The 21,310-nt window shown below is 40.5% G+C and carries 22 protein-coding genes and 2 other annotated features (1 of these 24 cut by a window edge); of the genes, 14 read left to right on the plus strand and 8 right to left on the minus strand.

What is annotated here, in order from left to right:
* Window positions 1-87: 87 nt before the first annotated feature.
* Complete coding sequence (locus ABG082_RS03810; protein ID WP_041506600.1) at window positions 88-1,269, minus strand: MFS transporter; 1,182 nt, start codon at window positions 1,267-1,269, stop codon at window positions 88-90.
* A 75-nt stretch (window positions 1,270-1,344) separates the two neighbouring features.
* Here ABG082_RS03810 and ABG082_RS03815 point away from each other — a divergent pair, with 75 nt between their 5' ends.
* The 3 genes from ABG082_RS03815 (at window position 1,345) to ABG082_RS03825 (ending at window position 3,705) form a co-directional block, all read left to right on the plus strand.
* On the plus strand, window positions 1,345-1,722 hold the full coding sequence (locus ABG082_RS03815) for an OsmC family protein (RefSeq protein ID WP_348936558.1): 378 nt from the start codon (window positions 1,345-1,347) through the stop codon (window positions 1,720-1,722).
* Window positions 1,723-1,787: 65 nt separating this feature from the next.
* A complete protein-coding gene (gene cax, locus ABG082_RS03820) occupies window positions 1,788-2,855 on the plus strand; it encodes a calcium/proton exchanger (protein WP_142154424.1) in 1,068 nt (355 codons plus the stop codon).
* Window positions 2,856-2,943: 88 nt separating this feature from the next.
* Window positions 2,944-3,705: a YfkD famly protein gene (locus ABG082_RS03825; RefSeq protein ID WP_224559743.1), complete on the plus strand. Its 762-nt coding sequence runs from the start codon at window positions 2,944-2,946 to the stop codon at window positions 3,703-3,705.
* 374 nt (window positions 3,706-4,079) lie between these two features.
* Here ABG082_RS03825 and ABG082_RS03830 read toward each other — a convergent pair whose 3' ends face one another.
* The 4 genes from ABG082_RS03830 to yfkAB all read right to left on the minus strand — a co-directional run bounded on the left by ABG082_RS03830 (window position 4,080) and on the right by yfkAB (window position 7,399).
* Window positions 4,080-4,799, minus strand: a complete 720-nt coding sequence (locus ABG082_RS03830; RefSeq protein WP_007496614.1) for a YebC/PmpR family DNA-binding transcriptional regulator — start codon at window positions 4,797-4,799, stop codon at window positions 4,080-4,082.
* Window positions 4,800-4,931: 132 nt separating this feature from the next.
* On the minus strand, window positions 4,932-5,333 hold the full coding sequence (locus ABG082_RS03835) for a nuclear transport factor 2 family protein (RefSeq protein ID WP_348936560.1): 402 nt from the start codon (window positions 5,331-5,333) through the stop codon (window positions 4,932-4,934).
* 100 nt (window positions 5,334-5,433) lie between these two features.
* The gene (locus tag ABG082_RS03840) at window positions 5,434-6,270 is read right to left on the minus strand and encodes a mechanosensitive ion channel domain-containing protein (RefSeq protein ID WP_019743542.1); all 837 of its coding nucleotides are present in this window, start codon (window positions 6,268-6,270) and stop codon (window positions 5,434-5,436) included.
* Between the two features lie 7 nt (window positions 6,271-6,277).
* On the minus strand, window positions 6,278-7,399 hold the full coding sequence (gene yfkAB, locus ABG082_RS03845) for a radical SAM/CxCxxxxC motif protein YfkAB (protein ID WP_017366833.1): 1,122 nt from the start codon (window positions 7,397-7,399) through the stop codon (window positions 6,278-6,280).
* A 147-nt stretch (window positions 7,400-7,546) separates the two neighbouring features.
* Here yfkAB and ABG082_RS03850 point away from each other — a divergent pair, with 147 nt between their 5' ends.
* Both ABG082_RS03850 and pdaA read left to right on the plus strand, forming a co-directional pair.
* A complete protein-coding gene (locus tag ABG082_RS03850) occupies window positions 7,547-7,738 on the plus strand; it encodes an SE1561 family protein (RefSeq protein WP_003218031.1) in 192 nt (63 codons plus the stop codon).
* Window positions 7,739-7,839: 101 nt separating this feature from the next.
* On the plus strand, window positions 7,840-8,631 hold the full coding sequence (gene pdaA, locus ABG082_RS03855; RefSeq protein WP_035703693.1) for a delta-lactam-biosynthetic de-N-acetylase: 792 nt from the start codon (window positions 7,840-7,842) through the stop codon (window positions 8,629-8,631).
* A 233-nt stretch (window positions 8,632-8,864) separates the two neighbouring features.
* Here the strand turns inward: pdaA and ABG082_RS03860 are convergent, their stop codons facing one another.
* The 3 genes from ABG082_RS03860 to ABG082_RS03870 form a co-directional block, all read right to left on the minus strand.
* Window positions 8,865-9,359: a DUF2716 domain-containing protein gene (locus ABG082_RS03860; protein WP_348936561.1), complete on the minus strand. Its 495-nt coding sequence runs from the start codon at window positions 9,357-9,359 to the stop codon at window positions 8,865-8,867.
* Window positions 9,360-9,394: 35 nt separating this feature from the next.
* Window positions 9,395-10,354, minus strand: a complete 960-nt coding sequence (gene corA / locus ABG082_RS03865; protein ID WP_007496624.1) for a magnesium/cobalt transporter CorA — start codon at window positions 10,352-10,354, stop codon at window positions 9,395-9,397.
* 131 nt (window positions 10,355-10,485) lie between these two features.
* Window positions 10,486-10,998, minus strand: a complete 513-nt coding sequence (locus ABG082_RS03870) for a hypothetical protein (protein WP_017366836.1) — start codon at window positions 10,996-10,998, stop codon at window positions 10,486-10,488.
* A 431-nt stretch (window positions 10,999-11,429) separates the two neighbouring features.
* Between ABG082_RS03870 and ABG082_RS03875 the strand changes: the two genes are divergently transcribed.
* From ABG082_RS03875 to ABG082_RS03915, 9 genes are all read left to right on the plus strand, one after another.
* Window positions 11,430-12,299, plus strand: coding sequence for a DNA-3-methyladenine glycosylase (locus ABG082_RS03875; protein WP_348936563.1), 870 nt, complete (start codon window positions 11,430-11,432; stop codon window positions 12,297-12,299).
* Between the two features lie 96 nt (window positions 12,300-12,395).
* Window positions 12,396-13,787 carry a 23S rRNA (uracil(1939)-C(5))-methyltransferase RlmD gene (gene rlmD / locus ABG082_RS03880; RefSeq protein WP_048002120.1) on the plus strand — a complete coding sequence of 464 codons (1,392 nt, stop codon included), beginning with the start codon at window positions 12,396-12,398 and terminating at the stop codon, window positions 13,785-13,787.
* A 444-nt stretch (window positions 13,788-14,231) separates the two neighbouring features.
* The gene (locus ABG082_RS03885) at window positions 14,232-14,990 is read left to right on the plus strand and encodes a methyltransferase domain-containing protein (protein ID WP_048002093.1); all 759 of its coding nucleotides are present in this window, start codon (window positions 14,232-14,234) and stop codon (window positions 14,988-14,990) included.
* 147 nt (window positions 14,991-15,137) lie between these two features.
* A complete protein-coding gene (locus tag ABG082_RS03890; protein WP_348936564.1) occupies window positions 15,138-15,548 on the plus strand; it encodes a DUF6508 domain-containing protein in 411 nt (136 codons plus the stop codon).
* Window positions 15,549-15,580: 32 nt separating this feature from the next.
* Entirely contained in the window at window positions 15,581-16,096 is a 516-nt protein-coding gene (locus ABG082_RS03895; RefSeq protein ID WP_272511859.1) for a hypothetical protein, read from the plus strand.
* 161 nt (window positions 16,097-16,257) lie between these two features.
* Window positions 16,258-17,085, plus strand: coding sequence for a MerR family transcriptional regulator (locus ABG082_RS03900; protein WP_348936565.1), 828 nt, complete (start codon window positions 16,258-16,260; stop codon window positions 17,083-17,085).
* Window positions 17,086-17,111: 26 nt separating this feature from the next.
* Entirely contained in the window at window positions 17,112-18,299 is a 1,188-nt protein-coding gene (locus ABG082_RS03905) for an MFS transporter (protein ID WP_348936566.1), read from the plus strand.
* Between the two features lie 213 nt (window positions 18,300-18,512).
* Window positions 18,513-19,343, plus strand: a complete 831-nt coding sequence (locus ABG082_RS03910) for a DNA alkylation repair protein (RefSeq protein ID WP_056703342.1) — start codon at window positions 18,513-18,515, stop codon at window positions 19,341-19,343.
* A gap of 274 nt (window positions 19,344-19,617) precedes the next feature.
* A complete protein-coding gene (locus ABG082_RS03915) occupies window positions 19,618-20,802 on the plus strand; it encodes a DUF1835 domain-containing protein (RefSeq protein ID WP_056703346.1) in 1,185 nt (394 codons plus the stop codon).
* Window positions 20,803-20,876: 74 nt separating this feature from the next.
* Window positions 20,877-21,100 (plus strand) — a binding site (T-box leader).
* 38 nt (window positions 21,101-21,138) lie between these two features.
* Window positions 21,139-21,310, plus strand: a binding site (T-box leader); it runs 53 nt beyond the window's last position.

The following is a 21,310-nucleotide window of genomic DNA, read 5'->3' on the forward strand; positions in this document are numbered from 1 at the left end:
CCAAAGCACAAAACAAGCGGAAGTGCGAATGGGCAAAATGGGTATCACTAGATGAAAAAACTCCTCTGCATAGGTGCAGGGGAGTTTTTAATGAGAAATGGATTCGTTTGGAGTGTCGACCACTGACTGTGTACGCCCAAATCGAACACAACAAAATACAAATAAAATCACAATGCTGACAAGGTAAAGTAAATTCATTCCCTCGAACGTCTGCACAAAGAATCCGCCAAGAACCGGACCGAGAATACTTCCTGCACTAAACGCCATCCCGCACATCAAATTCCCAGCAGGCAGCAGATGCTTTGGCAATAAGTCCGTCATATAACTGATGCCAAGTGAGAAGGTCGAACCTACAGCCATACCTGCGATAAAGAAACAGATCGCAACAGCCAAAACGGACTGAATGAAAATCCCTGCTAAAAGGAAAAAGAATGAACCGACGAGTGTCACAACTAAAATCATGCGTCGTCTGCCGAAACGATCACTCAGCATCCCGAGAGGAAGCTGAAAAACAATACTCCCAATCGCAAACGCAGGTAAAATAAACGCAACAGCATCTATCGTCACCCCGCTTCTCAGCGCATACACAGGGAAGTTACTATTGAGTGTCGTTTCTAAAAAGCCGTAGCAAAACGGCATCATAAACGCTACCCAGCCAAATTGAAACGCCTTCTTGAAGCGCTTCAAACTATTTGTCTGCTCTGACGTCTGCATTTCACCAGTATCAGGATATGTATTTTTTAAAACAAACACAAGTAGCCAAATACACAAACTAACTGCACCAGACACAATAAACGGCAAGGATGGATTGATTTCAATGAGTGGTGTTAAAAAAGGGCCAGCGGCAAAACCGAGTCCAAAGGATAACCCATACAATGAAATATTTCGCCCGCGATTTCTAGATGATGAGGCATAGGTTACCCACGTCTGTGTGGAGAAATGAAGCATATGATCACCGATGCCAATCATCAGCCGCAAGAAGAACCAGACGACATAAGATTCAATAAAGACAAAGCTAAACAAACTTAAAAAGACAGCAGCGCCCCCAATGACGATCAGTGGTTTAAACCCGAAGCGGCGAAGCGGCGCTTCCATAAAAGGAGACGCAAGCAGCACGCCGAGATATAAGCCGGTGGCATGCAGTCCGTTTAACGTCGGGGAAGTGCCGGCATGTTCGAAAATAATCGAAATAACTGGCAGTAACGCTCCCTGCGAAAAACCAGATACCGATACAAGTAAAATTAAAATCATAAAATGAATTCTCGACATAAGAAGCTCCTTACAAGTTCATGCTTTCATCGTACAATGGAACCATAGGGGTTTCAATAGAAAGGTGGAAAAGGAATGAAGCTGATATATGAAAATGATCGGTGGGTCGCAAATGCTGATCAAAGGCAGCTGCATATTTCAGGAAATGAAGAAGCGGGATACAGGCCGTATCAATTGTTCACCTCGGCTATTGCGGGCTGTTTTGGAGAAATGGTCATTCATGTATGCGAGAAAAAACGAATATCCTATCAAGGGCTGACCATTACGCCTGAAACGACAAGAGAAGGAACTGTAAACAAAATCACTCATATTCATTTACATATGATCTTTGAAAGCATCAGCACCTCTGATGAACAGCTGGAAAAAGTAATGAAACTTGCGCTGAAGCATTGCTCCATGGTGCAATCCGTGAATGGAACGATCGATATCACCCTTTCACACGAACGAATCTAAATGTATATGATGCCGGCACTCACGAAAGAATAACAGTCAGATATGATGTAAAGGAGATTGGCTGTATGAATCGTTTGTTTCTAGTGATTGTCGCAATCGGTGTACCATTATCTGTAATTGGCAGTTTTCTTCATTTTCCGCAGGCTGTCATGTTCGCCGTCTATTGTATCGCCATCATCGGTCTTGCAAGTTATATGGGAAGAGCAACAGAGAGTCTTGCCATTATAGCGGGACCAAGAATTGGCGGTTTGTTAAACGCTACTTTTGGAAATGCAGTGGAATTAATCATTTCATTTTTTGCATTAAAACAAGGACTCACCGCCATTGTCCTTGCTTCACTCACTGGCTCAGTGATCGGCAATTTACTGCTCGTGGCTGGACTGTCTTTTTTCGTTGGCGGATTGAAATTTAAACGACAAGAGTTCAATGTCCACGATGCAAGGCATAACTCTGGGCTGCTTATGTTTGCGATTATTGTGGCATTTGTCATTCCAGAAGTCTTTTCCATGGGGATGGCAGAAGATCGTCAATTTGTTTTAAGTATCGGCATTAGCATCGTGATGATTTTGCTTTATGTCGCAGCGCTCTATTTCAAACTGGTCAGCCACAGAGGTGTTTATGTTGCCAAGCAGGAAATTGCGAAAGGGGGAGCCGCGACGGAAGAAGAGACACCAGAATGGTCTGGGAAGTTTGCCACGGCGATTTTACTCCTTGCGACAATTGCTGTGGCGTATATTTCAGAGCGGCTCGTCCATACATTTGACACGGTCGGAGAACAGTTTGGCTGGAGCGAACTGTTTATCGGGGTCATCATTGTTGCGATTGTCGGTAATGCAGCAGAACACGCCTCTGCTGTGATTATGGCGTATAAAAACAAAATGGATGTCGCAGTGGAAATTGCTTTCGGTTCCACGCTTCAAGTCGCCATGATGGTCGCACCGATCCTTGTGATCAGCTCTCTGTTTTTTGAAAAGCAAATGCCACTGATCTTCTCATTACCAGAGCTCATTGCCATGGCATCCTCTGTTTTACTGACGGTCATCCTTTCAAATGATGGGGATACGAACTGGTTTGAAGGTGCTACATTGCTCGCTGCCTATTTCATTATGGCGATTGGATTTTTCCTTTTATAATCTTTTGTGGATAAGGGACGTCTTTCGGGAAAATACTATGGAAAAATGAATGAGAAAGAGTGATGATATGAAAAAGATGCCCCGCATCATGTTTGTTGTTCTCTTATCCTTAAGTTTTCTATACAGCTTTCCAGCCGAGGCAGCAAAGCCGTTTAAGGTGCCATCGTCTGTCGCCAGTATCTCAAAGGAAAATACGTATCCAAATGCGTCACAGGATCAACCGCTGCTCCAGCCGAGCGAGCTGACGGCCGAATTATTTAAAACAACAAGTGTACCAATTGAAAATACACATTTGATTAAAATGCTGAATGAATCCAGCATCTCAGGTACACCGCTAGCAGTTGGCTACAGGGCAACGATTTTTCTTGGAAGATGGGCACTCAGCTATGATTCAAACGAAACCGTCGCCAATTGGGAATACAAAAAAGTGAACACGAATCACATTGATAATAGAGGCGGAAACAAAACAGCCATCGGCAAATATGTGCAAAAGCAACAAGTAAAAGTAAGTGGAGGGCTCACAGCAAAAGTACCAAACCCAGAAGATGTGAAAACATTGATGATGCAAAAAGCCATCCAAAAAACAAAACTTCCGCTCGCCTTCGACACAGTGATTGGTGCAGGAACAAAACGAGATCAGTCCTACCACGTATCTCCGAAAAAAGCAGCAACCCTGCATGCATACGCTCCAGCCATTAACGAAAAAGGAAAGGTTACTTACGGAGAAGTGTACCTTGTGCTCAAGGGAAATAAACGCAAACTTGTCGTGAAAAATGTGACCTCACAAGGAATCGGCGCTTGGATTCCTGTTCAAGATCACCTGACGTTTGGGTTTCAAGGGATGAATTAAAAACAGTCATCTCCTCTTACCAAGGGGAGATGACTGTTTTTTGATTAAGATGTCCTATCGTTTTTCTTTTTCATTTCATGAATGTAAAAATCAAAGGCGTTATATAAAAACCATACAAAGAAAAGAAAGAGAAAGACTTTAGTGAATATCGTCAAATTGTTGAAAATAAAGCATAGGCCAATAAAAGGGAGGATCATAAAGCCATAATACGAAAACCACCATGTTTTAAAAATGAAACTCAGCCCCTTGGTTATTTGTGGAAACGACTCTACCTTCATATTACATGGTCTTGAGTAGAACGTAAACCTTACCTAGACAATAAAAAAGCCAACGCAGAAGTTGAATGAATCCAACAACTACGATGGCTTAGCTGATTATTCCCCTAAATCCACATTATGATAAACCTGCTGCACGTCTTCAAGCTCTTCTAATACATCGATGAGTTTTTCAAATTGTGCTTTCGATTCATCATCTAATGTCACTTCGTTTTGAGGCAGCATTGTGATTTCGGCTACAGTAAATTCTTCTACGCCTGCCTGTTTGAACGCTTCTTGAACTTGATGGAATTGATCTGGTTCAGCGTAGACGATCACCGTATCATCTTCTTCCATAATGTCACGTACATCAATGTCTGCTTCCATTAAAAGTTCAAGCGTTTCTTCTTCACTTTTCCCCTCGACACCGATCACCGCTGTTTGGTCAAACATGTAAGCAACAGATCCACTGACGCCCATATTTCCGCCGTTTTTCCCAAATGCTGCACGAACATCAGACGCTGTGCGGTTGACGTTATTGGTCAGGGCATCAACGATCACCATAGATCCGTTTGGACCAAATCCTTCGTAACGCAGCTCATCGAAGTTCTCTTCTGCGCCGCCTTTGGCTTTTTCAATCGCACGGTCCACAATGTGTTTTGGGACACTATATGTTTTTGCACGTTCTAGGACAAAACGAAGTGCTTGGTTTGATTCTGGATTTGGCTCACCTTGCTTGGCAGCCACATAGATTTCACGCCCGAATTTTGCATAAATACGACTTGTATTGGCATCCTTTGATGCTTTCTTTTCTTTAATGTTGTTCCATTTACGACCCATCTTATTCACTCTCTTTCACTTAGTAAATACACAGTATGAGGGTCCCCATGCTGCATGAAATCAATCTGCTTTCTATTATACATGAATCAGTCAAGAGGATAGAAGTAAGAGGGCTGAAATGAAAGGAATTTCTTAGCTGAAGTGTCCAAGTTGTTCAAGCGTCTTATTTTTCTCATGCGGTCTAGTCAGCTCATCACACCAAATGATTCTACCATCTAATAAAGTAAATAACGCCATCACATCTATTAGACCGTGGTCTCCTGTGGACAGCTCAACATGTACAGTGTAACGAAAACACCCTTGCTGAGTCTCTTCATCAAACAACATATCATGAAAGGCGGGGATGTCGAGCTGTTTTGTCATGACTTTTAATGTGGAGAGATGCTTTTTAAATTCTTCAAGGGAAGAGACCTTTCCATCAGTGACTTGCTGATAATCTGAAGAAAAATAAGTCTCCACCTTTTCTATATCTAATTGGATTAACACCTCTTGATACATTTGCTTAATAAAAAAAATCGCTTCAGTTTTTCTCAATGTAAACATCCTTTCTTTTAGTTAACTGGTTAACTATATAATATTATAATTAACTGGTTAATTAAAAACAATCAAAAAAATAACCCCATCACAAATGAGGTTATTTTGCAGGCTGTGAATAGACGAGATCCTCAAGCAATTTCACATCATGCTGATGAAGTTGTGTGATCATTTCTTTTCGCACAGCAAGGGCGGCTTCGAAGTATTTTTCATCCTCGACCATTCCTTTTACGGTGATCTCAATCCCGCGATTCAATTTATTGAGCCCCATAATGCCATGAACCTGAAAAGGTTCAATGGCGTTTTGGAATTCATCTTTTTTCAATAAATCATGATGCATTTGATTTAACTGATCACATGCTGTTTCTAGCGCCTTGAAAGCAATATCAGGATTTTGGTTTGCGCTGATCAAGACTGACTCTGTGATACGCATGTAGTGCATATTGTAGTTTTGGATTTGACGAATGTCTCCGTTTGAAATGGTTAACAGCTTGCCGCTCCATTCTCTAATTTGCAAAGACCGGAGACCAATTTCTTCAATGGTTCCGTTAAAAAGATTATTGACCGTCACATAATCACCTTTATGAATTTGCCTTTCATAAATGAGGAAGATGCCGGCTAAAATATCACGAATCAAGGTCTGAGCGCCAAAACCAATGACAATTCCAGCAACACCAGCCCCCGCAAGGATTTTCCCAAAGTCATGAAAAAATAGAGAAATCACATATAAGACAAAACATATGGAAGCTGTATACTTTGAAACCGATTTGACCAAGCTCTCAATCGTTTTTTTCTTTTTATCTTCAATGAATTCAGTGCGTTTAAAGAAAATCTGAAGCGCTTTGTTGATCATAAAGACGGCAAGCCAAAGAATGAGTCCAACAAGGAGAATTTCAATGTATTTGTTCTTGACCACTGTCAGAAATGTTTCGTCCATCTATCGGTTACCCCCTGGCTGTACGAGAAGTAAAATCAACATCTTGATAATAACTGTTTTTCACAAGAACATTCGGACCAAGGCATTGCACACTTGGGCAATGACAATTCAGTTCTTTTGCCAATTTTGTGTTCATCCAGCGTGTATAAGCTGATTGCAACGTATCGGTTTCAATATTTCCTAATGGCGGTGTATCGCCAAAGTCTGTCACAATAATATTCCCATCAAAAATATTCACATTCAACCGTGAACGGCCATCAGGGTCATTTCGTACTGTCACATTTTTCGCTTGACGCAATCGAGACAAGAGGCGCTGGTCTTCTTCATCTGTGCTGCATGAATAAAATGGCAATGTGCCAAACAGCATCCATGTGTTCTCATCACGAACATCGAGCAGCTGATGAATCGCATCCCGCATTTGCGGAAGCGACAATGATTCAAGGGCGCTGGCAAAATCACTTGGATACATCGGATGAACTTCGTGACGCTGGCATTTCATCTCGTCCACGATTTGACGATGGATGTGTTCGATATAAGGAAGCGTACGCTTATTCAGCATCGTTTCAGCAGATACGGTTACACCCGCTTTCACAAGTGCCTGACTATTCTCGATCATGCGGTTAAACAATTTTTCGCGCTGCTCAAAGGTTGGCTTTCGGTCCATCATTGCAAAACCAACCGTAGCAAACTCTTCGACCGTCCCCCAGTTATGTGAAATGTGTAGGACATCCAAGTATGGAATAATTTCTTCATATCGAGCCAAATCAAGCGTTAAATTCGAATTAATTTGGGTACGGACGCCGCGTTCATGGGCATACTTTAATAAAGGAACGACATATTCCCGTACAGATTTCAGAGACAGCATCGGCTCTCCGCCTGTAATGCTAAGGGAACGCAAGAGCGGTACTTCATCTAAACGGCGAAGCAGTAAATCGAGTGGAAGTGCATTCGGATCTTTTGGCTGCAAAGTATAGCCAACCGCACAGTGCTCACATCTCATGTTACACAACGTCGTTGTCGTCAATTCAATATTTGTCAGCTTCATTTCTCCGTAATCCTGCACATCGAGATAGGCTTCCCAAGGGTCGAATGCAGGTGTAATCGGACGAAGTGCTGTTTTTTGGTTCATGGTATCTATCTCCTTTTCATTCGGGCAAACATAGACCCGCCAACAGTTAATTTTAAGCCCCATCACCGTTATACGCAAGAGGGGACCCAATTGATTTACAAAGGAAAAAAAGATAAGCTATAAACAAATGCTAAAGGGAGTGTATCTATGGGCAAGGCAGCAGACAGCAAAGAGCAGCAGGTTGATTATTTAAAGAACCGATTAGATATGTTTATGAATGTGATTGATTCATTAGATCCTGAATCCACAGACGTTGAGGATATAGACAGACTGATCCAGATGATTGACGACCTAGAAGCGAAATATGAACGGTTTAAAACCGATTGGAAGGAAGAATAGCTCGCACAGTGCGAGCTTTTTTCTTTAAATTGGCAGGTCAAAAAGTGTATGAGTACCCGGTATAATCTGCACAATAGAAGAAAAACCGGGAAGTGACGTAAATGAAAAAATGCATACTGATCTGTTTATGTGCGCTTTTTGTATCGATGCCTTTTTCAAAACTAGAAGCCGTGTCTAATCAGCCAATTCATTGGGGATTTGCTAAAAGCAAAGAGCACAAGCCAGCAGATGCCGGCAAGGAACTGACGACACTCTTAAAGAAATATGATGCTTTCTATTTAGGAAATACAAAAAAGAAAGAAATTTATTTTACATTCGACAATGGCTATGAAAATGGGTACACACCCAAAATCTTGGACGTGCTGAAAAAACATCAAGTACCAGGCACCTTTTTTGTGACTGGGCACTTTGTAAAGGACCAGCCCAAGCTCGTCAAACGTATGGCAGAGGAAGGTCATATTATTGGCAACCATTCCTATCACCATCCAGATTTAACAACAAAGAGTACGAAAGAAATCAAAGAAGAACTGGATCGTGTCAATGAAGCGGTATACAAAATCACAGGAAAACAAGATAACCTCTACCTTCGTCCACCGCGCGGGGTGTTCAGTGAAAGGGTACTAAAGGAAACGAAACAGCTTGGCTACCAAACCGTTTTCTGGTCAGTAGCGTTTGTAGATTGGCATATCCACCATCAAAAAGGAAAACAGTATGCGTACAATCAAATGATGAAACAGGCGCATCCAGGTGCCATTTACTTACTTCATACCGTCTCAAGGGACAATGCCGAGGCACTTGATGATGCCATTACTGCTTTAAAAAAACAAGGATATACCTTTAAAAGCTTAGACGATCTCATGCTTGAAAAAGTATGGCATCTCCCTCAGCTATAAAAAAAGCTTGCAGACATCTGCAAGCTTCAGCGTGTAGCCAAACCCTCGCATTCGGTGTCAGTCCTGCGTGCTGGTGCTCACGAATGTGAAATTCGCTCCGCGCCAGTACTCGTCCTTCCTAGGGCTGCAAAGGTTTTCTATCACGCTGAAAAGAAGACAAAGGGCTAAAATAAACAACATTTTAGCCCTTTGTCAACAATCCGAAGCTTGCAGACATCTGCAAGCTTTTTGACTTATCCTTCTCTTATTTTACGCTGGAACAAAAGGGGACGATGACGAGTAAAGGAGTCAATCAAGCCCTCACCGAAAATCGTGATGCTTTGCTCCCAAGGATGTCCTAGTAAAACCCAGGTCATCTCTTTTGATAAAAAGAAATAGTAATCTCCATTTGGGAGCACAGGAACTCTCCATTCTCCAAATTCATCTTTTTCAAATGAGCCGTATGGTGTGATCCAATAGCATTCGTGCTGCCAATCAAGTACCTGCATATATTCGCCGGTTCCGGTGATATTCTCCTGAAAAGACAGCAGTGCCTTCTTTTCAAGGTCTTCATCCGCACTTAGGAGAGAAGGGTCCTCGAAATAAGCAGAGATATCATATGTGATGTAAGGAGATGGTGCTTGAAAACCTGGAAAGCGAGAGATGCTTGGGTTAAATTTAAACCTTTGATCAAATGTCTTCCATGCGTGCTTTAGTTCTTTGTCTGTCAGTGGAATCCAGTTTTCCATAGTATATCTCCCTTTCAAGCACTTCTCTCAAAAAACTATTTGAAAATCCTAAACCATCCTTTATGTTTAAACCACAAAAGCATCCCTGAGACAAGCAAACCCATGAAAATCAGTACGCCAAAATAGCCATATTTCCAGTGTAATTCAGGCATGTTATCAAAGTTCATCCCATATACCCCAACAATAAAGGTTAGTGGAATAAAAATCGTCGAGACAATGGTCAGTGTCATCATGATGGCATTCATTCGATTGGAATTTAGTGTTTGATAGCTGTCTCGTAAATCGGCTGTCATATCACGGTTTGACTCAACGATCTCTGTTAGTTTCAATAGATGATCATAAATATCATTAAAATATGCTTGCCGGTTTGCATCGCTTTTCATCATATTCGTGTTCACAATTCGATATAAGAGGTCCCTCATCGGGATAATGGTTCTGCGCAGTTTGAGCAAATCGGATCGAATCCCGAATACTTCGTTCATTAATGTACCATACGTTTTATGCCCTTCTTCATCCTCGATTTCATTGAGCCTGTCCTCAATTTGATAAATAATAGGAAAATAATCATCGACGAGCTGGTCAATCAGCATATAAGCCATATGCTCTGGACCGCTCTCTCGTGCTTTATCAGACCCTTTGAGCTTTCGAATGACGCGATCAATGTAGGGCGCTTCCTTCAAATGAAAAGTAACGATATAGTTTTCTCCAACAAACAGGTCGACTTCCTCAGATCGAAGTGTTTTTTGATTGAGGGCATGAAGAACGAAAAATAAATATCCTTCATAAAAATCAAGCTTCGGCCGCTGTAAATAATGGAAGCAATCTTCAATCGCAAGCGGATGGAACTGAAAAAATTCCTTTAACAGTGCTGCTTCCTTTTCCGTTGGCGCATAAAAATCAATCCAATACCAGGCAATATCGGGGCTTGAAAGCTGCTGCAATGTTGCATGTTCAATCAAGTCGCCGTTTTTTGTCACTGCAAGTTTTTTCAGCATGTGCACCCCTCCAGACTTGCATTATATCATGAAGCAGCAGCGGTGAACTTATACGTTTTCACCATAAAAAAGCCGATCTCATCGCTGAGATCGGTCCAATGTGCGTGTATGATTGATGGATAAAGCGAGAATTAAGGACGATGGAACGTAACGAATTTATTTTGACGGTCAAACCAGCCTCTAAATGCCCAGTTATCCCAGCCACCATCGCCGTTGTTTTTAAATGTACCGCTTTCAAAAACCCAAATACCGTAAACAACATTACCAAGGTTAGCAGTAGCGAAAGTTTTCACGCCATTAAAGCGGTCTTCATAGTTCTGGCTTAGGTTAAAGACCATGACGTTATATCTGCCGCCAGCAGCATAGAATGTGCTTTCCATTACACCTTTAACGAATCCAGAACGGTTGGCATTTGCATTTACTGCGTTAATGATTGCATTGGCAATTCCAAGGACATCGAAATTGACGTTAACATTAGGACTAGCTGTCGTTCCAGCTTTACCTTCAGCAGCTTTGTTTAAAACAGTTTGCTGAAGTGTAGTAGAGACGGGTGCTGATGATGTTTTCTCAGCAGCGTCAGCGAATACTGGTAGTGTCGAAGAAACAGCAGTGGCAAGGGCAACAGAAAGAATTGTTTTTTTCATTGGTCGGATCTCCTTTGTTTTTAAATTTTGGGTCTTCTTTTAGTAAAACGTGAAACTAGGTGAAGCCGGTTATCAATGAGGTAAATATGTTCCTGCAAGATGAAACAAATGATTGCCTAATCCGCTAATTCTTTTGTTCACCTCCTTGATATGTCATAATTATACAAATATTTTTGAAATAGAAGATATCACCCATAGGTTCTATTTCTAATTTAAGGAAAATGATCCTAAAATGTTGAAGATTGCTGTCGAATTTTAGCTAAATTCGACTAAAAATTTTCATCTATCCAAAAGGAGAATGACCATAAATAAGGAAGATATAACTGATAAATTCTTGTACTCTTTATATTTAAAAGTATTCAATATAGAGAATCATTCATGCAAAGTGAAACAATCACATCTGCGTGTTGGCAGAAAGGAAGAGGAAAAACATGTGGGAAAAACACCTATTGGTTGAACCGCCCTATCATTTCGATCAAGTGCTGAGACGTTTGTCGAGCGATCCATTAAAGGCGGTCGATCTGGATAAAAGAGAAATCAAAGTACCGATGAGGCTGAATCATAAACCGTACGTTGCAGTCGTTCAAGCGACAGGAACAAAAGAAGCGCCTTCGTTCCGGGTACAGGCTAACGGACCGGAGGAAGCGATCCTTTCTGAGGTGAAGCGGATATTTGGCATGGAGCATCAATTACATGCCGTGCATGACCATTTTGCTCAAACAAATCTTGCGCCCATTTTTGAACGTCATATCGGAACGCCGCTTATGCTGGATTTCCATCTATATCATTGCTTGATGAAATGCATCATTCATCAACAGCTCAATCTTGCATTTGCTTATGAGCTGACAAAACGGTTTGTTCATACGTATGGTGAGCAAATCGACGGCGTCTGGTTTGACCCTTTACCGGAAACCATTGCATCACTTGAAACCGATGATTTGAGAAAACTGCAATTCAGTCAGCGAAAAGCGGAATATGTGATTGATGTCTCAAAGCGAATAGTGAGCGGCTCTCTGGATTTAGAAGAATTACACGACTTAACGGATATTGAAATTGAAGAACGTCTGCTTCCGATTAGAGGGATTGGACCTTGGACGGTTCAAAATGTCCTCATGAATGGACTTGGAAGACCAAATCTCTTTCCAATGGCAGATATCGGGATTCAAAATGCGATCAAACGTCACTTTGACCTGCCTGAAAAGCCGACAAAAGAAGAGATGGCAATTTTAAGCAAGGAGTGGGCACCGTATTTAAGCTACGCCTCCCTTTATTTATGGAGAAGTATTGAGACAGACAAATAATTGAAAGGCATTTTCTCTCTTCGTCCAAGTCGTGATATACTAATCAGATGGAATAAAATGAGGACAACCGATAAAGGTTTAAATAGAACGGAGAGAATAAACGTGAAAGAAAAACAGCAAGGAGCCCTTCTGCAAAAGGGACAGCAGTTCCCGCTTACCATTAAACGCCTTGGCATTAATGGGGAAGGGGTCGGTTATTTTAAAAAGCAAGTGGTCTTTGTCCCAGGTGCACTTCCAGGTGAGGAAGTAGTAGTTGAAGCAACGAATGTACAAGCAAAATATGCAGAAGGTACGGTGAGGAAAGTCCGCAAGCGCTCAGAACATCGAGTGAAACCGCCGTGCCCAGTATACGAAGAGTGCGGGGGCTGTCAGCTTCAGCATTTGGCATACGAGCAGCAGCTAAAGGAAAAACGCGATATTGTCATTCAATCAATGGAGCGTCATACAAAGCTGTCGGTTGAAAAGATCGACATTAGACCAACAATCGGTATGGAAGATCCATGGCACTACCGGAATAAAAGTCAGTTCCAAGTCGGAAGATCACATAGCGGCGACATCATCGCGGGGCTTTATGGGCTGAATTCCCATAAACTTGTTCCGATCAAGGAATGTATCGTCCAGCATCCGAAAACGAATAAAACAACAGGCGTCGTCCGCAAAATTTTAGAGAAATTCGGCGTATCTGTCTACAACGAGCGGACAAGAAAAGGCGACGTGCGCTCGATTGTTGTGCGTGTCGGCTTTGAAACAGGTGAAGTCCAAGTCGTCCTTGTCACATCAAAGCCTGAGTTTCCAAAGAAAAAAGAAATCGCCGAAGCCATTCAAAAACGTCTGCCAGAAGTGACGTCTATTATGCACAATATCAATGGCGAAAAAACGTCAGTCATCTTTGGGCATAAAACATCGCACCTAGCTGGCAACATGGTCATCCAAGAATTTTTAGGTGACGTTTCCTTTGAACTAAGTGCACGTGCTTTCTTCCAATTGAATCCGAAGCAGACATTAAAACTTTACGATGAAGCGAAAAAAGCGGCAAAATTGACTGGCAAAGAAAAGGTTGTCGATGCGTATTGCGGTGTTGGAACCATTGGGATGTGGCTCTCAGATGGCGCAAAAGAAGTAAGAGGAATGGATGTCATCAAAGAATCAATTGATGATGCGAAGAAAAATGCCAAAAAACACGGCATGAAAAACGCGACCTATGTCACAGGAACAGCGGAACATTGGCTGCCAAAATGGGTCAAAGAAGGCTTCCGTCCTGACGTCATCGTCGTCGACCCGCCAAGAACAGGCTGCGAGCGCACCTTCTTAGACACCGTCAAACAAGTCAAACCAAAACGCTTTGTCTACGTCTCTTGCAATCCATCTACACTGGCAAAAGACCTCGAATATATGTCAAAAGACTACAAGATCGAATACATGCAGCCAGTTGATATGTTCCCGCATACGGCTCATGTGGAGTGTGTAGTGTCTTTATCTCTTAAATAAAAAGGGAATGACAGCTATGATAGACCAAAATGCATTCAAACGATTCCAACTATATATGGACCCACAGCAGACGAAATTGGTGGACCGAAAACAGCAATAGAAAAGGCAGTAACTAAATGAAAAAACCCTTCCAACAGGAGGGGTTTTACTTTAACTAACAATCTATTTTTTCCTAAGCTCTTTTTTCGTATTCTCTTCTATCATTGTACTTAGACCTCTATAATGAGACATCCATCATGAACTCTCGATTCTCAAACAAAATCATGTCTTACTCAAATATCAGTTGAATGAATTTTGGAATGAATGTCAAAAATCAAGATTATTACAGGGAGTTATTGAATATGAGACTAAAAGAACATGAAATATAACAACTTTATATATTCGTAAGAGGCCCACCTATTATTTAATCATTAAAACTGCAAAATGATAATTGGAGGGATTATGATGAATGACAAACAGTTTTCTTCATTTATAAAACAAGCAGATGAACCTTTTGTTGGGTGGGATTTCTCATTCATATCTGAAACTGGAAGAATGAAAAGTGAGTTGCTTTCATGGTCATATGGTAGTATAGCTACTTCTCTTGTTCAAAGTGCAAAATCAATGCTGGACATGGGAACAGGTGGTGGAGAGTTTTTATCAAAATTAAGACCTTTTCCAACATCAGTTTATGCTACAGAAGGTTACTTACCTAATGTACCTGTCGCAAAAGAACGATTAACCCCTTTAGGAGTTAAGGTAGTTCAAATTTCTAATGATGAAAATTTGCCGTTTGAGACTGGAAAATTTAATCTTATCATCAATCAACATGAGTCATTTTCATCTCAAGAGGTGAGAAGAATTATCTCGAAAGAAGGTATTTTTCTAACTCAACAAGTCGGTGGACTCGATTGCATAGAGATTAATGAGAATCTAAGGGTACCAATAAATGAAGAATTTATTGATTGGAACTTAAAGCTAGCTTTAAAAGAGATACAGGAGAATCATTTTGAGGTGTTGAAAAGTGCTGAAGAGTTCCCCATTCTAAGATTTTATGATATCGGAGCATTGGTGTATTATCTAAAAGCAATTCCTTGGCAAGTGCCAGGTTTTGAAATAAGTAATTTCAAGGATGAATTATACACCATTCATAAAACCATTGAACAAAAGGGTTATTTTGACGCAAAACAACACCGATTTATGATTTTAGCTAAAGCAATTTAGTTGGAAATGGAGCCTTCGATCTATTTGAAGGCTCCAGCTTAATTCTGAACTAATGTCATTCCTGTATGCACGATACATGGCCTGAAAATGTTTCCTTTTATTATTGTCGGACTTGAAAGCATTCTAAAAAAATAGAGGAGGATAACGATGAGTCAATTTGAGATTCTGACAAAATACATACCGAAGCTTCAGGAGGATCATATCGGAGAATGGGTGATCGATCAAGAAAATGATGGAACAGCTAAACGCCCAATCCAGATGCCTTTTGTGAATTATTCAGAAACGGTCCAACGCTTTATTGAAGATGTCTATACCTTTGCAGAACAGCATCAAGAAATGGAACTTACCCACTATAGAGAAATCCTCAAAGAAAATGGCATTGAATGGGGAACGAACGATATGGAGCATGTGGACATTTCAAATTTAAATGCGCAGTGTGTACTTGCTCTCATCATGGGGGTTTTGAGAGCTGAGCGGTTTAGTGAGGGAGCCATATTCAATTTCTTTAAAAGTGGAAACATGTTGAAGTGTCTCGAAAGATTGGATTGTTTGGAGTAAGAGCGGTTTATTTCAATTATTGGAGTGATCATATGAAAAATAAAACAGATGCAGTCGATACTTTTCCTACTATGAAAATAGAAGAAATTGATCAAATTTTATTATATGATCTTGATGCAATAAAAATTGAAAAAGAAGATGAACGTATAAAATTCATTTTACAAGATCCCTATTGTCCTGATAAAAGTCATATTCACAGTGTGTATGTCATTTATAAGAAATCTATACTCAATTTACTTGAAGGTAGGATTCGTTCTATTCATAGTCATGAATTCAAGAATGCTAATAAAAAGGATCGAACGATTTCTAAAGAAGACATTGAGTATGTATTAGAGATGGCTACAGTTGTGGTTCTTGCAAGTGAAAATAATGGAGTAGTGACGAATTATTTTTATAGTGGAGACGGAAAAAGGTTAGATCGTATTTTTAATATATGCTTAGGTTATTCAACAGACTTACAAAAAGAGAATAAAGTAAGTTTGGAACGATTTATGAATGATATGAAGATTGTTGAGCAGATGGGATTGTTAGAAAAAATGTTAGGATAATGGGCAAAGCCTAGATTTTAGAGAAATCTAGGCTTTTTGCGCTTTTGAAAAATTTATTCAACTTCATCAAATGATTATGCAAATGAAAATCTTCTATTGACTTTCCCCTTTACTGAAAGGTTTATACTTTGATCAGATCAACAAATCGGAGGAGATGCAGGATGTTCAAGATCGGCGATTTTTCTATGTTAAGTAAAGTGCCTGTCAAAACCTTAAGGTATTATGACCAAATTGATTTATTAAAGCCTAAGCAGATCGATCAAGATTCGGGATACCGTTATTACTCAGCTGAGCAGCTGCTTGAGGTCAATCGAATTTTTCTCTATAAGGAATTAGGCTTTACGTTAAAGCAAATGGGGCAGCTTCTTCGTGAAGATATTTCGGTAGAGCAAATTCAGGGCATGTTTCTCTTGAAAGAGAGTGAGATTCAGCAATTGATCGAAAAAGAACAACAGAAATTAGCCCGTATTAAGGAGCGGATGCACCTCATCAAACGAGAGGGGTGTGTTGAAAAAGAACAGGAGGTCATCATCAAATCGGTTGAAAGCAAACGCATCATGTCTTTTCAATCCAACGGAACTGTTGATGAAATTCCATCATTCTTTCAAATGTTTCATCATTTATTACATAAACATCAACAAGAATCGATCTCGGGACCACAAGTGGTGCTATGGAGAGAATCACTGGATAAAGAAAGTGAGTTCGAATTTGAGGTGGGGTATTCCGTCAAATCTTTAAGGTGCTCGCTTCCTCAGGGAATGACAATTCGCACGTTACCTGCTGAAGACACCATGGCAACACTCTTATTTCATTCACATTCTCCATCCGCACAAACTGCTTGTGTTGACCTGGCGACATGGATCGAACATAACGGATACCGCGTGAAAGATGATCAGCCGGGTCGAGAAATCTATTACCCATTGTCAGAAAATGAAGAAGGCAGACTCATTGAAATTCAAATTCCTATTAAAAATGAAATCAAATCGTAAACATGGCTCAAAGGAGAAACGTCACGATGCAAAATAAAACCGTTGTCTATTTACTTGCTTTAGCAGCTTTTTTAATCGGAACGATCGAATACATCATTACTGGCATTATTCAAATGGTCGCACATGATTTACATATCACAACGTCTACTGCTGGCTTATTGGTCACATCTTTAGCACTTTCGGCCGCAATCGGTGCACCGATTGTCATCGCACTAACCATCAATATGGACCGCAGAAAAATATTAACATGGACGCTGATCATTTTTATTTTAAGTAACTTTATCACAAGTATCAGCCATTCGTTTGAAATGGTCATGATCACAAGAATTTTACAAGGAATCAGTGGGGGAACGGCGATTGTAGTGGCGATGGCGGTTGCAACTCGTCTTGTAGAACGGGAAAAAAGAGGAACAGCGATTGGCATCATTTTAATGGGATTAAGCAGCTCCTTGGTTTTAGGCGTTCCAATCGGGACATTTCTAAGCAGTATGATCGGATGGAAAGCATTATTCGCAGCCATTGGAGTGATCACGCTTATTCCGCTGATTGTTGTGTACAGGCGAATCCCTTCTATGAAAGAACAAGAACCGGTGACGCTTCGTATGCAATTATCGATTTTAAAAGACAAGCGAATATTGCTTGCAGTGGCAGTCACGTTATTCTATGTAGGGGGATATTCCACGTTATTTACCTATTTAACGCCCTTCCTCCAAAAATCAGCCAACCTAAGCATCACAGAAATCAGTGGCATTTTATTACTAGCGGGAATATGCAGCTTTTTAGGATCAAGCCTTGGAGGGATGGCAGCAGATAAAAAAGGGCCAATCTTCACGATTTTTTCTGGCATCATCTTGCAAATCATGATGCTCATGCTACTAGCATTTGTCACAGGGAATCTCGTGGTCATGGTGGCTGTTATCATGATATGGATGATCGCTACATGGAGCACATCGCCAGCTCAGCAGCTATATCTTGTCACACTTGTACCGAAATCTCCTGATATCGCATTAAGTGTCAATACATCATTTATTCAATTTGGATTTGCTTTAGGCTCGGGGGTAGGAGGGCTTGTATTGAGCAGGACATCTATATTGAACCTCAGCTGGATCAGCGCTGGAACGGTTCTTCTCGCTTTGCTCATGACCATTCTGATGGTGGCATTTGACCGAATTTCTCAGCATAAGAGTTTGAAGGTGATGGAGCAAGGAAGGTAACATAGATTTACTAGTATTGAGGGAACTACTTATTTCGGTAGTTCCTTTTTTGATTTGAAGAATGCACCAGTTGAGAAGTTTATTTGCTACAATAGGAGTAAATATCCAAAGAATGAAGGGATCAATTTCACACTAGCTTTTTAAGGGTGAATAATAAATTATTTTAAAAATGTATGTCAAACAAAAGTACTACTAGACAGGAGAGAATACATAATGCCAATAAGTGAGAAGATCATCAATCGTAAAGGCGCTCGAAAGGGGAGTGACATTCCTCATGACGTCTTGATTCTTTTGAATCAGGGAGAGTTAGAGAGTGTCAATTTAACTGAATGGCTGGCTGTCAATCATGTGACTCTATTACAGCATGTTTTGCCGTCCATTGGTTTAGACAAACATTTAATCGATCTTTCAGCAGAAATCGCCAAACAAAAAGCGGAGTCAGGCATGAAAGCGATTCGTCTTATCGGTCATTTGTTAGATGAAATGCTGCAGGAAGAAAATGAGGAAAAAAGAGTGGAAGTCATACAGGCATGCAGTTGTCACATATCTGATAGCGTCCGCTGCTGGGCTGCTTATATGAACAAACAGCATTCATCCTCTTTAGAAGAGAAACTAGCGTACATTCAGCCATTTGCAGCTGATCATCATTTTGGTGTACGCGAAATTGCTTGGATGTCAGTGAGAGAAAGTCTAAGTCAGCAGCTCGATCAAAGTATAGAATATTTAACAGAATGGGCAAAAAGTGAGGATGAAAATATTCGTCGATTCTCTGTAGAGGCAATCCGTCCAAGAGGTGTATGGACAAAGCATATTGAGTTATTAAAACAGGAGCCAGAAAGAGCACTGCCAATTCTAAATCACCTCAAATCTGATCCATCAACATATGTTCAAGATTCTGTAGGAAACTGGCTGAATGACGCTAGTAAAACACAGCCTGATTGGGTACGAAACCTGTGCGAACAGTGGTCAATGGATTCTGATACAAAAGCGACTAGCAGAATTGTTAAGAAAGCCAAAAGAACGATTGTGAAGGGGAATTTGTGAATTAGAGCATGATCTACATTCCTTTTATGAGGAGATTTCTATCGATAAATCAATCGGAAAGAAAGTCTCAGAGAGTTGTACGCAAATGGCCCCATTTCGTGGGGCTTTTTGTTTTTCGTAAAAGTCTAGCTTCCACTGTTCTGCCATGATTACTTCTGTAAAGATCTAATCATCTCCTTGTCATACTTTTGAATGAAATTGACTCAATAGAATTGACGAAAGAACCATGAATAGGTGAAGATGAAATAAAATGTAAGATAAAGGGAGACGAATGATGATACATATCATATTTGGGGCGGCAGCTGCCGGTAGTTTAAAACAAGCAATACGTGAAATGAAGCAAAAACAAATAGATGATGTCATCGCTTTTGATGATATCTATTCAATTGGACCACTTCTACATTTACACGAACATGAAGGACAAGCGAACCGTATAGAATGGCTGCGTAACGTGATGTCAAATGAATTTGGCTATTTTGACGACATGGTCAACGATCAGCATAGAATGCTTCAGCAAATAAAAGAAATAAAAGCTGGCAGTCGTATACTCATCTGGACAGGCAGTAATGCACATGAGCAAATTGCCTTGCGATATGCCATCTATTTATTAAAAGAGAAAAGCATTGAATTGTCTGTAATCAATATAACGACAGCATTTGATCAGCTGTTCAATACGAATACAAGAAGAATGATCCTTCGACATTCCGGAGAAATCGCATCTGAAAAATTTAAAATTTTGTATGAGAGTAAAGAGCATATTCACCCAGTGACAAAAGAAGAAAGAGAAAGATTACAAAACGAATGGCTTTCACTTGCTAAAGAAAATCATATGCTGCGGATATGGCAAAAAGGACAAGTGATCAGCGTACCAGAAGATGAATTTGATGCTTATTTAGTGAAAATGGCTAAGCGGCTTCATCAGTCCGCGCCAGAAGAGGAGTATATCGTCACTCCACGCTTAATAGGAGAAGTCATTGGTCATTTAGATCAGTATATCGGCGATGATTTTATTGAATATCGATTGAAGACATTAATTGATCAAGGGATGTTTGACATGAAAGGAAAAAGAACTTCCATGCGTTATTACTCGATTAAACTGACAGAGTTCGGTCAGAACTTCAAAAAATGGGTGTGCTGTCGAGAGTTTGAGGATCATCCTTTTGTGAAAATTGAAGGAGATTACGGTGGTGAACCTTTTCATTGCGGGCATTGTCAATGTCATTTAGAAAGAGATGATGTACCAATGAGTGATACCCTTTTCTCAAAGTTATGGAATTGGAATATACAGTATGGCCGCTGGTTTGACGAAGAAACCGATGATTTGCTGCCAAATGGTGTAGACATGGAAAGAAAGTTCAATCAAGAAGGAGAGCGAATCACTGAAGAAGTGAAACGAGCCTTATCTCCTGCGTTTCAAATTGAATACAGCCCAAGTGAATACACACAATATTACATTTAAAGAATGAATTTCGTTATCACTGCACAAAATAATCCTTTACATGATCCATCATCATCATGTAAGATATGGAGAAATTAAAAGCGAAGAAAAGGACATGAGCCATTTTTACTGGTTACCAGAGAGGGAAGTGACGCTGAAATCTTCCTAACACAGAAAAATGGTCTTACCACCTTTGAGCTGTATTGGGGAAATTACAGTATCCAATACCGTTTACGCCACGTTACGGCACCAGAGCCATAAAGCGAATACGCATTATGGGAATTTGGGTGGAACCACGGATCACACATTCGTCCCTTTACGAGGGATGGGTGTGTTTTTTTTGTTTACTTTTATAGCATGATTGCTTTGAAAAGGACATGAGCAGCTTTTATCGGTTAACAGAGAGGGAAGTCACGGTGAAATCTTCCTAACGCAGAAAAGCTATCTTACCACCTTTGAGCTGTATTGGGGAACATTACAGTATCCAATACCGTCTACGCCACGTTACGGCACCAGAGCCATAAAGCGA

The organism is Bacillus sp. BS1807G30, assembly GCF_040047675.1.
GTDB classification, from domain to species: domain Bacteria; phylum Bacillota; class Bacilli; order Bacillales; family Bacillaceae; genus Bacillus; species Bacillus altitudinis.